We start from the raw sequence: 15,845 nt of genomic DNA on the forward strand, positions 1-15,845 counted from the left end.
GACCCCTTACTCTTCCTATAGCCTGCGTCCCCTGACGCGGCTCCCTCCAACACGCGATGTAAGCAGTAGCGCTCGTTCCTAAACAGTTAACTCAGCCACCCACTGTCTCTGCGCTCCTGCCTACTTCGCATTCTTGTTGGAACTCCGTCTGTTGGCCAAGCTTAAAGGTACGCCGCTCGAGCCAGGTCAAGTCTTCCTGAGCTCATCTACTGGAATCCTGCGATTCAGAGGAACCATCCAGCACGGACAGCTTCTGCAGGACCTGATCCAAAATCCACCCACCAACGCCGTTGCTTACCTCAAGTCGTTGCCCAACGGATTGAAACCGAATGATCCGTGATGAATCGGAGCGTTAGCCGAACCTGACAGGTTCGCAGAGATTGGCCGGGGGTGCTAGCACCCCCGGAATTGCAAAAACACGGAGCATCGCGCAGCGATGCCACCCGCTTCAGAGGCCTGCGTCACCCCTACTCCTTGAATCCGACCCGTTCCTCAATGCGTTCGCCGACAGGTGGCACGCCTTTTTCCTTTCCCCCGACCGGAGGATCGGCTACGCCTTCCAGGTAATCATCATTGACTATGCGCGCACTGCTCTCACTCACCCTGCTCACGTTGCTCATGCTCACCTCCTCGAACGCCTCGGCTGCCTCTCCGGACACCCAATGCTACGAGATGCGGATCTACTACGCCGCTCCGGGTAAACTCGACGACCTGAACGCCCGCTTCCGCAACCACACCATCAAGTTGTTCGAGAAGCATGGCATGAAGAACATCGGCTACTGGATGCCGATCGAGAACCCCGAGCTGAAGCTGATCTACGTGCTGGCTTACCCGAGTCGCGAGGCTCGCGAAAAGTCCTGGAAGGCGTTTGTGAACGACCCCGAGTGGAAGGCGGTCGCCAAATCAACCGAAGCGAACGGCCGCCTGGTGGCCAAAGCCGAAAGCCTCTTCATGTCCGCGACGGACTATTCTCCCGTGATCGCTCCTGAGAAAGCAGCCGTGCCGCGCGCGTTCGAACTTCGCACCTACACCGCCACTCCGGGCAAGCTGTCGAACCTCAACGCCCGCTTCCGAAACCACACCGTGGAGCTGTTTCAAAAGCACGGTATGAAGAACATCGCGTATTGGAACCTCATGGCAGGGGAAAAAGGCGCCGACGACACTCTAATCTATCTGCTCGCCCACGCCTCCAAAACCGCAGGAGAGGCTTCCTTCAAGACCTTCCGGGAGGACCCGAAATGGAAGGCCGCGCGCAAGGACTCGGAAGAGAAGGCCGGCGGCTCACTCACCATCCCCGATGGCGTCAAATCCGAATACTTAGTGCCGACAGATTATTCCCAGTGGAAGTAGACGCGGGAATGGATGCGCAAGCGACCGAAGTCATCCCGTCCACCCAGCGCTCACAAGCACCCGGCGAATCCAGCGCCTTCCACTCACCCTTACCCCCGCTTCTCCGAGAAGCGGGGGTAAGGGTTCAGACTAGAATATCCTTGATGACCTGGCCTCCGACATCGGTGAGCCGAAAATCTCTTCCCTGAAACCGGTGGGTCAGGCGAAGGTGATCAATCCCGATCAAGCGCAGCATCGTGGCATGCAGGTCGTTCACATGCACTGGGTTTTCAACGGCGTTGTATCCCAATTCATCGGTCGCTCCATAGGAAATGCCACCCTTCACACCGCCTCCCGCCAGCATCATCGAAAAGCCCTTCATATGGTGGTCCCGCCCGTCTCCTCCCTGCGACATGGGCGTCCGGCCAAATTCACCGCCCCAAACAATCAAGGTGTCCTTCAGCATGTCTCGCTCCTTGAGATCTTGAATCAACGCCGCCGTGGGCCCGTCGACCTCCTCAGCCTTGAGCCGCACATCATTCTTCACGTTGCCATGATGATCCCAGTCTCGATGGTAGAGCTGGATGAATCGAACCCCACGCTCCGCGAGGCGTCGGGCTAGAAGACAGTTGGATGCGTAGCTCCCGTCCCCCGGCTTGGCGCCATAACGGGTCAGCATATGCGCAGGCTCCTTGGACAAATCCATAAGTTCCGGCACGCTGGTTTGCATGCGGAACGCCATCTCGTATTGCTTGATCCGAGTGGCGATCTCCGGATCCTCCACCCGCAATTCGTGAGATCGATTCAGTTTCACCGCTGCATCAATCACCTCGCGCTGCACCTTCGGGTTGATACCCGCGGGGTTGTTGAGATACAGGATGGGATCGCCCTTGGAACGAAACTTCACACCCTGAAACTGGCTGGGCAGAAAACCGCTGTGCCACATCCGCGATGAGATGGGCTGCATCTGGCCGCCACGACCGTCCGATTGCATCACCACGAAGCCGGGCAGATCCTCCGCTTCACTGCCCAAACCATAGGTCAACCATGAGCCCAGGCTCGGGCGACCGGACACCATGGTGCCCGTGTTCATGAAGGTGTGCGCCGGATCATGATTGATCGCTTCCGTGTGGAGCGATCTCACGATGCACAGCTCGTCGGCAACCCCTCCCAGCTTGGGGAACAGCTCACAGATCTCCTGCCCCGACTGCCCAAACTTCTTAAACGGGTGCTGTGGCCCAAAACACTTGAGCGCCTGCCCCTGCAGCTGAGCGATCGGTTGTCCCTTGGTGAAAGATTCCGGCATGGGCTTGCCATGCAGCTCGGCCAGCTTCGGCTTCGGATCCAATGTCTCCAAATGCGACGGCCCGCCTGCCATATACAACCAAATGATCCGTTTGGCCTTCGGAGCGAAGTGCAACGGCTGAACCACCCCCGGCCACTTGCCCGGCTCCGGCCGACGAACCCCAGCCTCGGATTTCAGGGGGTTCAGCAGGGAAGCCAAAGCGAAACTGCCGAGGCTTCCCGTCGTCCGACGCAGGAAGGCCCGCCGAGCCAACTGCCAGTGAAGTTCTTGATCGAAGTTCATAACGTTACTCCCGGGTGATGGTCTCGTGAAGGTTCAGAATGGCGCGTGTCACCGAGGTCCAGGAAGCCAGCTCCGCCGTCTCCACATCTTTGGAAACCGGGAGCTCGCCATGCGACAAAAGTTTCTTGGCCTCCTCAGGGTTCTGTTGGAACTCGCTCAGGTGACTGCGCTGAAGCTCGAGCAGAACCCGTTGCTCGTCGGAACGGATCGACCGACCCAGGACTCGCTGGAAGGCCAGCTCGAGACGGCGCTTGGCGCTCTTGGGCTCCGCCTGGATCAAGTGAGTGGCCAGGGATCGCGCCGCTTCCACATAGGTCGGGTCGTTGAGCATCGCCAAGGCCTGCTGAGGGATGTTCGATCGCGCACGCTCGGCAGTGGACTCCTCTCGACTGCAGGCATCAAAGGCAGCCAAGCTGGGATGCAGGAACGTCCGTTGCCAATGCGTGTAGAGTCCTCTCCGATACAACCCTTCTCCCTTGCTGTTTTGCCACTCCCGAACCGGGAAGTTCAACGGAGCCCAGTAGCCCGCCGGCTGATAAGGAAAGACCGAGGGACCGCCCACCTTATCCACCAAGAGACCGCTCACCGCCAGCGCATTGTCCCGAATGAACTCCGCTTCCAGTCGAAACGCGGATTGACGGGCATAGAGACGGTTGTAGGGATCGCGCTCGGCCAGCAGGGGGCTCGTAACGGAGGTCTGACGGTAGGCCGACGCTGTCACCATCAAGCGAATGAGATGCTTCACGTCCCAGCCGCTGTGAATAAACTCGGTCGCCAACCACTCCATCAGTTCCGGATGACTCGGGGCCTCGCCCTGAGAGCCACTGTCATACAAGGTTTTCGAAAGCCCCGTGGCATAGAACAACCGCCAGACCCGATTGACGAAAACCCGGGCAGTCAGCCCATTGTCCGGCGCAACCAGCCACTTCGCCAAATCGAGGCGTGTCGCGCGACCCGCGCTCGACAGCTTTCCCAACACCTCAGGGACCGCGGGAGTCATCACCGGTCCCGTGTCCGCCATCCAGTTGCCGCGCGGATGAATCCGAACCTCCCGCGGAGGGCCCGACTCGGTCACCAGGCACGAAGCGATCGGCGCAATGAAGTTGCGCTTCTTTTCCTCCAACCCGGCCAAATCCTTCCGTTCATCGTCCAGGGACGGAGCGATCCGACGGTAATACTTGGACAACTCATTGCGTTCGGACTCCGATCGCTCGGCCGCAGGTTTGCTGACCAGCTTACGAATGTCCCCCGGGAGCCCAAGCGTGCGTGACGGCGCCGGCTGGGTCGTCGCCGAAACGCGCCACTTCCCGATGAGATGCTGGCCAAACTGCGACTGGAAACTGAGCTGAAAGCGAACGACGGTGTCCGCCGTCGCTCGGAGCGGCTCCTTGAGTTCAAACACCGCGTAGTGATTCTTGCCGATCTGAGGGAGAACCGCCCAACCGGCCGTGTCCAGCTTGCCATCGATGAGCTTATCCGCCGCATAGCCATCCTGCGAGAAATCGACCACCGCCCGGCTGAGCCGCAGTACTCGATTGGTTCCCTCGCGTCCCCCTTCCTGGATCGAGACCTCGCTCAGGACGAAATTGCCGTTGCTGGCTGTGCCCGGACCGTTGGCCGGCAGCACTGGATCGCTCAATACCTCCAGGCGAAATCCGGTCACTGTTTCCATCCCCACCGATGTCGTGAAGGTAAACTGATCCTTCTCTGGAACACTTCCCTTCACCCGGACTGCCCCGTCCGGGAGAGACTCGAATTGGGTGGTAGACGCGCTGCGCGGGGCACCCACCGCCAACGTTCGCCACTCGGGCTCTCGGCCCATGGACTCTTCCCAGGCCTGCTGTTCCGCGGCCAGCTCAGAGGTCGGGGTTTCCAATGCCTTGCGCAATCGGCTAATCCCATCGTCAAACTCCTGAATCTGACGCTGCTGGGTTGCATTCGTGAGAAGCGTACCCCGGCCCCGCGCGCCGACGATCGGTTCCTGAATGTCGGCAAAAAAGGCGGCAAAGCTGTAGAAGTCCTTCATTGAGAAGGGATCATACTTGTGGTCGTGGCACTGGCTGCAGAGCAAGGTGGCCCCCATCCACGCGATCGCCGTATTCCTCACTCGATCGCCAGCGTATAAGAACTCGTATTCCTTCGCTTGGGCTCCCCCCTCCTCGGTGGTTTGCAGCAATCGATTGTAGGCGGAAGCCACCTTCTGTTCCTGAGTCGCTTCGGGCAGCAGGTCGCCGGCAATTTGTTCAACCGTAAACCGGTCGAATGGTTTATTGCGACGGAAGGACTCAATCACATAGTCCCGATAAGGCCAGACGGACATCGGCACATCGCTATGGTAGCCGACGGAGTCCGCATAGCGCACGAGATCCAACCACCACACACTCATGCGCTCGGCAAAAGCCGAGGAATCGAGCAGTCGGTCTACCCAGCGGGAATAGGCAGCGTCCGATCGATCCGCTCGAAACTGGCGAACGTCGTCGGGCTTGGGCGGCAGGCCGGTCAGATCGAGATGAAGCCGACGGAATAAAGTCTCCGCGTCCGCTTCCTTGGAAGGTCGTAGCCCCTCCTGCTCCAGTCTGCTCAGAATAAAGCCGTCGATGGGGTTCCGCACCCAGCTTTTTTTAGCCACGGCCGGGGGAGCGGGGCGGCTGAGCGGGGCGTAGGCCCAGTGCGCCTCATACTCTGCTCCCTGATCAATCCACCGCCGCACGATTTCGATTTGGCGAGGCGAAAGGGTTTTATGACTGTCCGGAGGCGGCATCAAATCATCCGCGTCCTTGGTGATCAATCGGCGAAAAGCCTCGCTGCGGGAGCTGTCGCCCGGCACGACCGGGGCCTTGCCGTCCCGAACCCGCAAGGCCTCCTCGCGCACATCGAGACGCAGTTTTCCCTTTCGAGCCTTGGCATCGGGGCCATGACAGGCAAAACAGGTGTCCGAAAAGATGGGACGGATGTCCCGATTAAACCGTATTTTGTCTGGCAGAGCCGCCGAACTAGGCCCTTCCGCCCGGGCGGAAAGGCCGGCTAGGCAATAGATCCCTACCCACAGAACCAACACCGGCTGGGACACATTGAAATGACAGCGCATAGGATCGATTACAAACCTGCCGCGTTCACCCGCAGACTGCAAAAGGAATTTTCGGAGTTTCCCTCGGAACGCCAGACATGTTAAGGCTTCTCAGACGACACCATGATGCAACGAATTCAATACCGAGTTCTCGGCGCAGCGATGCTGGTCGCCTGCCTGACCAGCGCAGCTCAATCCGAGCCCTCCACCACCATGAAGCCAGCCCCGCCCCAGCAGCTCCGCGAACGCTTCACCCACCGCGAAGTAACGCGCCATGAACTGGGATATCTACTCTCCTTTCCCGAGGGCTACGACAAGTCCAGTAAGAAGAAGTGGCCCCTCCTCCTGTTCTTGCACGGCGCCGGCGAACGCGGAACCAATTTGAACAAAGTCGCGGTGCACGGTCCGCCCAAGCTGATCGAAAAGGGGACCAAGCTGCCGTTCATCGTGGTGTCGCCGCAATGCCCTGCGGGAGAAATTTGGGACGATGCCACGCTGCTGGCTCTGCTCGATAAGCTGAGCAGGAAACACCGAGTCGATCCCAAGCGGATCTACCTGACGGGCTTGAGCATGGGGGGCTACGGCAGCTGGAGCCTGGCCACACGACATCCCGAACGCTTTGCGGCGGTCGCGCCGATCTGTGGGGGCGGGGAGAGGATCCGATTGCTACTCATGAGCGAAAGCCAGCGGAAGGCGCTGAAAACTTTGGGCATCTGGGCCTTTCACGGAGCCAAGGATAGCGTGGTTCCGCTCGAAGAGTCCGAACGGATGATCAAGGCGGTCAAGGCGGCCGGCAACACCGCCCCCAAATTCACGATCTATCCGGAAACGGACCATGATTCCTGGACGGAAGCCTATAACAACCCAGAACTCTTCGCGTGGTTCTTGAACTACTCGAGGTAGCAGGCCCGGGTATGATTTCAAATGGGTGAGGCTTGGTTCCGTGTATGGAGTTCCTGCTTCAGCAGGTCCCCACGCTCAATCTCACCTGCAAGGTAAAGGCCAGCCAACCAGAATCTGAGTTTTTCGTTTCTCATGCTTGGAGAGCAGAACGCGATTCAGTATATTTAGGATGGAAACAACGACCATCGACAAACCGTCCACCTCACTCCAGCTCTTTGTCCACCCCGATTCTTGATAAACCTTTCCGCGGACTCCTCACCGAAGGATCAAAGCACTTCGTCCTGAACCCTCCTGGCTGGCATACGAGTAGATCAATCCCTCGTCCGTGCTCACGAACAGACGTCCATCCGCAACGGCTAACCCCGCCGCCCGCCCAGTTACAGCACTCGCCCACAGACGATTGCCTGACGCGGCGTCATAGGCCGACACCTCGCCGTCCCCTCCCACCCATAAAGTCGTGCCCGCCAAAATCAGGGTGTGCCCCGAGGTTACCGGCTTTGTCCACAGCGTCGCTCGTCCCGGACGGCTCAATGCCTTTAATGCGGTGTCGCTCAACAGATAGCTCCGGTTGGTGGTCACAACCATCGCGTTGCCGTCATCGTAGGTCGCCAGGGTATCGCCGGCTGAACCCGACTCGGTAATGCGCCCCAACGTCCGGCCTGATCGCCCATAGAAGAACGAGTTGCCCGCCAACAACGCGAAGGTCCCCGATGCCTCACGGTCATTGTACTGGCCCAACAACGCTCCCGTCGATCGATTGAAGTAAAAGGGGTTGCTGCGTCCGCCCGGGACATAGACGCGGGTTCCCGAGAGCAGGAGATATCCCTGCATGGACCCCTGATTCAGATGGCGGGTCCTCCAATGATTGGTCGTGGTGAACTGCCCGCTGAGGGCATCGACCGCACAGAGGTATACTCCTTCACTCGGGAAGATCCCGGCCGCAAAATACGCCGTGCCCCGATCCACCAGAACCCCGCTGCGAACGGCCCAAGGGGAGACGGGCTGGCCGTTGTTCGGGACCCAATAATTCGTCGGGCCCGCCGGAGTGTATTTCCAGACCAACGTGCCTTGCACAGCATCGAGGCAATAGGCCGAACCGTCATCGGAACCCGCATACACCCGTCCGGAATCCACGGTGGGTGCCATGCGCGCCGGGCCATCGGTAAAGAAGGTCCAGCGCGGTTCCCCAGTCACCGCATCGAGACTCTGAATGGTGTGGTCCGTCGCGGAGGCGAGATAGACTCTGCCTCCCGACACCGCCACGTGGTTGACACGGTCAAACAGGTTCCGCTGTTTGAACGGCCGTTGCGACGGAATGTCGACGGAGTAGTCCCGCTTGGCCTCGTCGTGCCAGGCGGGATGCGGACGCTTGACACGCGGATAGACCCAGGCCACCCCGAGATTCGTACGGAGCGCCTCCGACGTGATGCCACTGCGCTGAGCATCCCGCATATAGGTAGGCCAGTCCGCCGCAGCGACCGGCCCACACGCCGCACCGGTCCAGAATGCCAAAAGAGTGACGATGACAGCCCACCCTCGGCCTGCCCGTGTCACGAAGCGTAGGTCGTTGGCGGTGGAACCGGAGGCTTGGGTGTGACTCATGGTGCAGCGTAGGAGATCGTGGACTGAATCGGGAATCGACAGGCGCAACCCGCGCTCGCCGCTGGCATCAGCACCATCCCCTCCCCGGAGATCAAGGAGAGGAAGCAACTCGAGCGAGTCCCCGCCATCTCGCGTCGTTGCTGGGTGTCGAGATCCCAGATGAACGGGGATCCCTTCGCGTAGTCCCAATTAATATAGTGAACCGCTTTGGCCGCAGCCGACATCGTGGTGCACCCGCCCCGCTCCGGCAAGCCCGACCGAATGACTGCACCGCTTTCCAAATCGTAGACGTAGGGCTCCACAATCACCTGTTTACCAACGATCACCGGGTGATACATGTGCCCGCCGTGATGATTTCGATTCCAGGCATGCGACTTTTTCCAAATCTGACTGCCATCAGCCGCTGAGTAACAGAAGACGTTGTATTGAGTGGTGGAATCGTTGAGCACCAACCGCTCTCCGGCGTAGGAAAGGTAGAATACCACCGGATACGGGCTCACCGGAACGGCCAGGGGTTTCTCCCACAGAAGTTCCCCCGTGCGCGCGTCCAGCGCCACAATGGAGTTGCTCCTCCACAGGTTGGCGCTGTCAATGCGGCCACTGGCATAGTTGAGGATGGCCGGGTTCCGGCAATCGACGAAGTAAATCCGCCCCCCACCAATGGCGATGGTGTTGTTAATCACCACCCCGTTGGTGTAGCTCCACAGCGAAGTTCCATCGGCCTTCGCCAGGCAGAACAGGCGATGGCTGCAGATCTTCGAGATCTCGTTCAAAGCCGTGGTTGAATCATACCAAAACTCCCAGCTCCCATCATACTTCGTGTAAAATGACCCCTTCTTCACCGAGCTGCCATAGAGCCGATCATCGACCGTGGCCACGTAGCCCCAGTCGTAACCCTCGGCCGCCTCGGGCACAGAGTAGATGCGTTGCGTTCGGCCGGTGCGCGCGTCCAGTCGGAGAACGGACTGGCGATGGGCGACCATCACCGAGGTGGAATCGGCACACCAATTCCCACCATCACGCGGCATGTTGACCCGCCGAAGCTCGGGAATTTCAAGCGACCAATACATTCGTCCATTGTGCGCATCTTGAGCCGCCAAACGGTTGTTTCCCTGGGTGTACAGGGTGCCGTTGGCGACCAGCGGAGATGGATTCCGAGCTTGCCGATCCGTGAACCCCCGGGGGCCGGGTTCTCCAAACCACTGAACTTTCATATCACGGCCCAGAACGCGCTCGTCCTGACTACAAACGGTCTGAGCCGGATCGGCAAAGTTGTGAGTCCATTGTCCGGCACCAGGCAACGCGCGACGGGTTCCTCGCAGTCCCCGTCCCGGGGTGACCACCACATCCATCGAGTCGGCAGGCACTCCTCCACGCAACCAGGCCTCCCACTCGGCCGAACGCGGAAATGAGTCGGCCATCCCGTCAGGGTTTCCCAGAAGCACGATGCCTCCAGATGGCCGCAGCACGCGAAACAGTTCGGCCGCAACTCCCGCAGGCGCTCCGCCGTGAAGCGCGGAGGAAGATAGGATCATATTGAACCAATTCTTGGTGTAAGGCAGTGCCGCCAGCGAAGTGTGAACGGCGGAGATGCGCGTCCCATACAATCCCGATGCCTGGAGCCGCAACCGAAGTTCCTGGACGACGGCGGCGTTCGAGGACACCACCATCACCTGCAGGTCCGACCGACGCACCAACTCCCAGGCCAAACGTCCATCGATCGCCCCGTAGTCCAAAGCATAGCCCCGAGTGATTCCTGTCTCCGCCAGAATCGATTCAGCTATTTTTCCATACCACTCCGTACGGTCGTCCGCTGGGAAAGGTGCCAGCCGCGGGTCGATCGGCGGCAGGGTGTAATTGAAGTCTGTTTCAAAATCGTAGATCGGGGACGTGACTGGGGTCGAGGGAGGCAGGACATTCGCCTCGACGCGAAAGAAATACCGTGTCTTCGGCTTCAACCCTCGCAAGGTGACCTCGTGGACCGTCTTCATTACCGAATCGGCTACGACCGACTCCAGAGCCTCCGCCACTCCCCATTCCAACGACGTCCGAACGGGGGTGGCCGTTTGCCATTCCACAACGGCGCTGCTGGGATCAGTAAATCGAACCACCGGTCCCAACAACGGGGATGGCTTGGGCGGAGGGAGCTGGATCGTGGCGGGGAAGAGATTGCTCTGGCTCTGATAGGTGGCCAACACCTCTGGAGCCGACAGGGTATGGCCGTAGACTGCCACTTCGCGCAACCATCCATCGAGAGGATAAAACTCGTTGTCATCCTTGTACGCCCCCAGGACATAAGGCGCGGCAGAATAAAGAACGGCCCCCTTCTCCGTCCCCGCCGTCGCGACCAACCGCCCATTGATAAAGAGCTTCTGCTGAACTCCATCATAGGTCCCGAGCACGTGATACCACCGATTCAATTGAAAGGCGCTGGGAGCATACAGGTAGTTCAAAGTTCCATCGCTGGTTAACGCGAAGTAAAACTTGGAGTCGTGGGCTCCCAGCACCCAGCCGCGTTCGAAATCCCCGTTGTCCTGCAGACACCCGACAATACCAGGCCACTGTCCGGCGGAGCGCATCGCCACCCACGCCCCCACGCTCAGATTGGTTCGCGGAAGCACCGTCGGCGGCAAAGCGGGAGAGAGCTGCACGAAATTTTGAACCCCATCGAACAGCACCGCTTCAGGGTCGGAGGTGAGAGTCAAAGGCCCCATGAACTGGCCGTCCGGAGAGCCCGCCTGGTTTCGCACCATTCCCCCGCTCACATTGGTTTTCGATAGCACCCATTGACCGAGTGGAGCCGCCGCCGCGACAGGAAAGCGACAACCCAAGCAGAGGAGCACGACTATCCACAGCACAGACAGGCTTGGGCCTGCGTCGTGACGCCCCCACCTGGAGGTCCGCTTAGTCTGTCGACTTCTAGACAAAGGAAGATTCATGGCTCAGCGATCACTCGATAGAACACCGGATGATGGCCGTTGGGCAAAATGAAAAATCCGGCACCGCCATCACCCCGGGTCGGAGAGACTCCTGCCACTTTAAGCCAGGGCTCAAACCCCACTACAGCCGGCCGACTCTCCAAATAGTAGCTCCGACCCGGGAGCGTCGGAAACCTGATGCGATGATGCGTGCTGTCCAGCGCCTCGATCATGAGTCCCCACCCATCGCCCGCCCACCGCGGGTCCGATCCCACTTGGACCTCAGTGCCATCCGAGACTCCGTCCCCATCGGTATCTGAATTGTCCACTCGCGTACCATGGAATTTGACTTCATCAAGGTCCGTCAACCCATCGGTATCACCGTCCCGATCCAGTCCCCAAAGCGTCACGCTAAAATCATCCAGCGAGGCTGGCAGGCCGGAAAGCCACCGGCAGAACTCGAGGCTCGAAATCGCCCGGTCCTTGAAGCCCAAGCCCCCCAATCTCCGCACCCCATCCAGCCACACGTCATAGCGGCGGTTTTCATAGTCAATCCGAATACTTACACGGCGAGGATCCTCCCCGGCCAGGCTATAACCCTGGGTCGCCGGAAGAAAAATGCCGTTCCCCTCCCCGTCCCCATCGAGAGCCAACACGCCCCTCTGGGAGCCGAGAACCAGGACGACGCTGGCGGGGCCGCTGGGGATCATGGGCGGCCAATCAGATCCGCCACCGCTCACCAAAAAATCGACCCACACTACCGGTGCAGCCGCACGGATCCCCAGTTCGACCTCGGCTTGGCGGGCAGAGACCGATTGGGTGCCTCTACCCACCGCCGGTTGAACGACTTCCGCATCGCCTGCCAGCACCCGCCAACCCGATTGCCCGTGAAGATTTCCTAGCACAAATGGAGGCACTGCGGCCTGCTCGAACCCGGTCAGATAGAGAACCCCAGAGTCAGGCGTCGCCGCCTCGAGGAATGGCCACAGCAAAAGCCAGCTGCCCATAAGACACACCCCACCGGCTCGACGGGCGCGTCGAAGGAAACCCAAGGACAAAAAAGGTTGAGCGGTGATCGCCATTAAATCCACAGGAACAGATAGCACACCTTAGACGAAACCTCCCGGGTCACAATGCAAAACCCTCCGCCCGCCAGTTGACGCAAGTGCCAAATGAGTCAATGGTTGAGCGGATATATGCATGTCCCGATCCGATATGACCTTCTGCGATTCTGTCTGTGGTGCCTGGTGCTGAGCATCCAGTTTCCTGCCCTCCGTCTGCTGGGACAGGAAGAGACCAAATCGTTGTTCCCCTTGGATCAGTCCTGGCGTTACAACCAAACCTCGGGCTACGCAGGCCAAACCTGGGCGGAACTGGGCTTCGACGATTCGGCCCTTCCCCAATCCGCCGGGCTGTTTGCCGCTGAATCAGGCAACCCCTTTGTTACCGCCCGACTCCGCACCCGCCTTCAACCCGGCCGATCTACCTACTATTTCAGAACCTCGTTCCTCTTCACCAACTCCCCGGTCGGAATCACCTTGGTCTGCAGCAACCTCATCGATGACGGGGCCGTGTTTTATCTTAACGGCCGAGAGGTCAAACGGCTGCGCCTGCCAGAGCCACCCAACCCTATCCAGGACGAGACCGTCGCGGTCCCACATGAGGTGACCGCATTCGAAGTGTTCCACCTGTCGGGACCGCTCATCGAAACCAACCTTTTCCCCGGGGTCAACGTGCTGGCCGTTGAAGTTCACCAAGACCCCGAAGCCAACTCCGATGTGGTATTCGGAATGAGCTTAACGGCCGTTCTACCCGACCCTCGTCAGCCCTCGACCTTGAAGATGCCACAGGAACCCCGATCCGAAGGCCTTCGCTTCATCAACGCCTTTGATGGGTTGAGCTTCATCAACCCGGTGGCCATCAGCAGTCCTCCCGGGGAAACCAACCGCCTCTTTGTGGTCGAGCAGGCCGGGCAGATCTCCGTCATCACCAACCTGGCTAATCCCAATCGGTCCACGTTTCTCAACATTTCAGGCCGCATCATCTCCGGCGGAGAACAGGGGCTGCTGGGACTGGCCTTCCACCCTGGTTACGCCACGAATCGGCAGTTCTTCCTCTTTTACACCACCCGATCCACCACGACACAAGGGACCAATGCGCTCCACGATCGACTCTCCCGAATGCGGACCTCCGCGGACGACCCGAATAGCGCCGATCCCGCCACCGAGGAGATCCTTTTCGAGCAGTTCGACGAGGCCTCCAACCACAATGGGGGAGATCTTCATTTTGGACCCGATGGCTATCTCTACGTGTCCTTGGGAGATGAAGGCAGTGGCAATGACGCGTTCCTGAACAGCCAGCGGATCGATCGCGACTTCTTCGCCGGCCTGCTCCGCATCGACGTGGATGCGCGCGCAACGAGCCTCCCCGCCAACCGCCATCCGGCCAATCAAAGAGGGCCTGAGACCCCCATCCCCTACCGCATCCCGGCGGACAACCCGTGGGTCGGAGCCACCGAATTCAACGGCCGGCCCGTGGACCCCGGTTCGGTGCGAACTGAGTTCTACGCGGTGGGGCTCCGCAACCCGTGGCGGTTCAGTTTCGATTCCCTGACCGGAGAACTCTACCTCGCCGATGTCGGACAAGGCGTTTATGAGGAAGTCAACCTGGTGCGCAAAGGTGGCAACTATGGCTGGAGCTTTCGCGAGGGCTTGCATCCTGGCCCGCGTGTTGGGCCGCCTGCGGGCGTGAGTTTTGACGGACCCATCGCCGAATACATCCATGGATCAGGACCCGATCGCGGAAATTCCATCACCGGAGGATTGGTTTATCGCGGCTCCCGCATCCCATCTTTATATGGTGCCTATGTCTTTGCCGACTACGTCAGTGGCAACGTCTGGGCGCTCCGCGCCACCGGCACGAATACGGTTCCTTTCACCCGGCTCACCGGTGATACCAGCATCGCGGGTTTTGGCGTCGACCCACGAAACGGCGACATTCTCTCAGCCGATCAGAGCGAAGATCAGATCAAGCGGCTAGTCTCAGATCCCGGAACCAGCGTGGGATCCGCTCTGCCTCCCACCCTTCTGCAGACCGGGGCCTTCACCAACCTGCATCAACTCACCGATCCCACCATGGCTCTGACGCCTAACACCGGGGTGCAACCCTACGAGATCAACGTGCCATTCTGGTCCGATCATGCGCTTAAGACCCGCTGGGTATTTCGAAGCAACCCGAATCTTAAGATTCAAACGTCGATCAACGAGAGCTGGAACTTCCCTACCGGGACCGTATGGATCAAGCACTTCGATCTGGAGCTCACCAACGGGGTGCCGGAGTCAAAGCGTCGGCTCGAGACACGCCTGTTGGTCCGAAATTCCGCCGGGGTGTATGGCGTGACCTACCGCTGGGGCAGTTCGCTGACCAACGCCAGCCTGGTCCCGGAGTCGGGGCTGGAGGAATCATTCGTTGTCCACGATGGCGGCACCACCCGCACGCAGGTCTGGCGCTATCCCAGTCGGTCTGAATGCGTCGCCTGCCACACCCCGGCCGCGGGCTACGCCCTCGGTTTCGGCACGGCCCAATTGAATCGCGATACCACCTCGTCCGGCGCCACCCAAAACCAGCTCGCTCAACTCCAGAGTGCCGGCTACTTCTCCACGCCGTTCCCCAACCCCGAGGTGCTCCCCCGCCTGGCTCACGCCACCAACGAAGCCTGGAGCGCGGAGTGGCGAGTGCGCTCCTACCTTTCCGCCAATTGCGCCTCCTGCCACCGACCCGGAGGAACCGCCCTCGGTCAATGGGATGCTCGAGCGCATGTTCCACTTTCCCAGGCTGGCATCGTTAACGGTGCGCTGACTGAGAATAGCAGTTCCGATCAGGACCGTGTCGTTGCACCCGGCTCCGAAGCGAACTCGATGCTTCTGCAACGGATCTCCACGCGAGGCCCCCGACAGATGCCGCCCCTGGGTTCAACCGTACTGGACCTTGCCGACATCCGTCTTCTCGCCCACTGGATTACCAATGAGCTGCCTCGCACGGTGGACTTTGACACGTGGCAGTTCATTCACTTTGTCACCACAGAATCCCCTCCCGCGGGACCACAGGATGATCCCGACGGGGACGGACGTGACAACTGGCTGGAATGGCTCAGTGAGACTGATCCGAACAATGTCGCCAGCCGATGGGAGGTCACCTGCAGTCGAGTCGACGGTAAGGTTGCACTCGAGTTTCCCCACCCGGCCAACCGGGCCGTTCAAGTCGAGTTCACTTCCAATCTGGATGACCCTTCGTCGTGGCGGCTGCTGGACGTGCCGTCCAATCGTTTCCTGGTGCCAGCTCAAACCTTACTGAGGACAGTAGAAGACGCTCACGATGGATCGACGGCTCGCTTCTACCGCGCTGTGATCAGCGATCCCTGACGCCAAAGGCCCCGAGA

At 59.9% G+C, this 15,845-nt stretch carries 9 protein-coding genes; 4 read left to right on the forward strand and 5 right to left on the reverse strand.

Annotated features, from left to right (window positions below; genetic code table 11):
- Positions 1–133 precede the first annotated feature (133 nt).
- Positions 134–340, forward strand: a complete 207-nt coding sequence (locus tag JNN07_14515; GenBank protein MBL9168950.1) for a hypothetical protein — start codon at positions 134–136, stop codon at positions 338–340.
- A 239-nt stretch (positions 341–579) separates the two neighbouring features.
- Positions 580–1,350 (forward strand): NIPSNAP family protein, encoded by a 771-nt coding sequence (locus tag JNN07_14520; protein MBL9168951.1) that lies wholly within the window; start codon positions 580–582, stop codon positions 1,348–1,350.
- Positions 1,351–1,474: 124 nt separating this feature from the next.
- Here JNN07_14520 and JNN07_14525 read toward each other — a convergent pair whose 3' ends face one another.
- Entirely contained in the window at positions 1,475–2,917 is a 1,443-nt protein-coding gene (locus JNN07_14525) for a DUF1501 domain-containing protein (protein MBL9168952.1), read from the reverse strand.
- A gap of 4 nt (positions 2,918–2,921) precedes the next feature.
- Positions 2,922–6,005 (reverse strand): PSD1 domain-containing protein, encoded by a 3,084-nt coding sequence (locus JNN07_14530; protein ID MBL9168953.1) that lies wholly within the window; start codon positions 6,003–6,005, stop codon positions 2,922–2,924.
- Between the two features lie 102 nt (positions 6,006–6,107).
- Here JNN07_14530 and JNN07_14535 point away from each other — a divergent pair, with 102 nt between their 5' ends.
- Positions 6,108–6,887 carry a prolyl oligopeptidase family serine peptidase gene (locus JNN07_14535; protein MBL9168954.1) on the forward strand — a complete coding sequence of 260 codons (780 nt, stop codon included), beginning with the start codon at positions 6,108–6,110 and terminating at the stop codon, positions 6,885–6,887.
- 255 nt (positions 6,888–7,142) lie between these two features.
- Here JNN07_14535 and JNN07_14540 read toward each other — a convergent pair whose 3' ends face one another.
- From JNN07_14540 to JNN07_14550, 3 genes are all read right to left on the reverse strand, one after another.
- Entirely contained in the window at positions 7,143–8,489 is a 1,347-nt protein-coding gene (locus JNN07_14540; protein ID MBL9168955.1) for a PQQ-binding-like beta-propeller repeat protein, read from the reverse strand.
- A complete protein-coding gene (locus JNN07_14545) occupies positions 8,486–11,347 on the reverse strand; it encodes a PQQ-binding-like beta-propeller repeat protein (protein MBL9168956.1) in 2,862 nt (953 codons plus the stop codon). Before JNN07_14545 ends, JNN07_14540 begins: the two co-directional genes overlap by 4 nt.
- Before the next feature lie 77 nt (positions 11,348–11,424).
- Positions 11,425–12,414, reverse strand: coding sequence for a hypothetical protein (locus JNN07_14550; protein MBL9168957.1), 990 nt, complete (start codon positions 12,412–12,414; stop codon positions 11,425–11,427).
- A 165-nt stretch (positions 12,415–12,579) separates the two neighbouring features.
- On the opposite strand from JNN07_14550, the gene JNN07_14555 reads away from it, so the two are divergent.
- Positions 12,580–15,828 carry a PQQ-dependent sugar dehydrogenase gene (locus JNN07_14555; protein MBL9168958.1) on the forward strand — a complete coding sequence of 1,083 codons (3,249 nt, stop codon included), beginning with the start codon at positions 12,580–12,582 and terminating at the stop codon, positions 15,826–15,828.
- Positions 15,829–15,845 lie beyond the last annotated feature (17 nt).

Source organism: Verrucomicrobiales bacterium, from assembly GCA_016793885.1.
In the GTDB taxonomy this organism is placed as follows: domain Bacteria; phylum Verrucomicrobiota; class Verrucomicrobiia; order Limisphaerales; family UBA11320; genus UBA11320.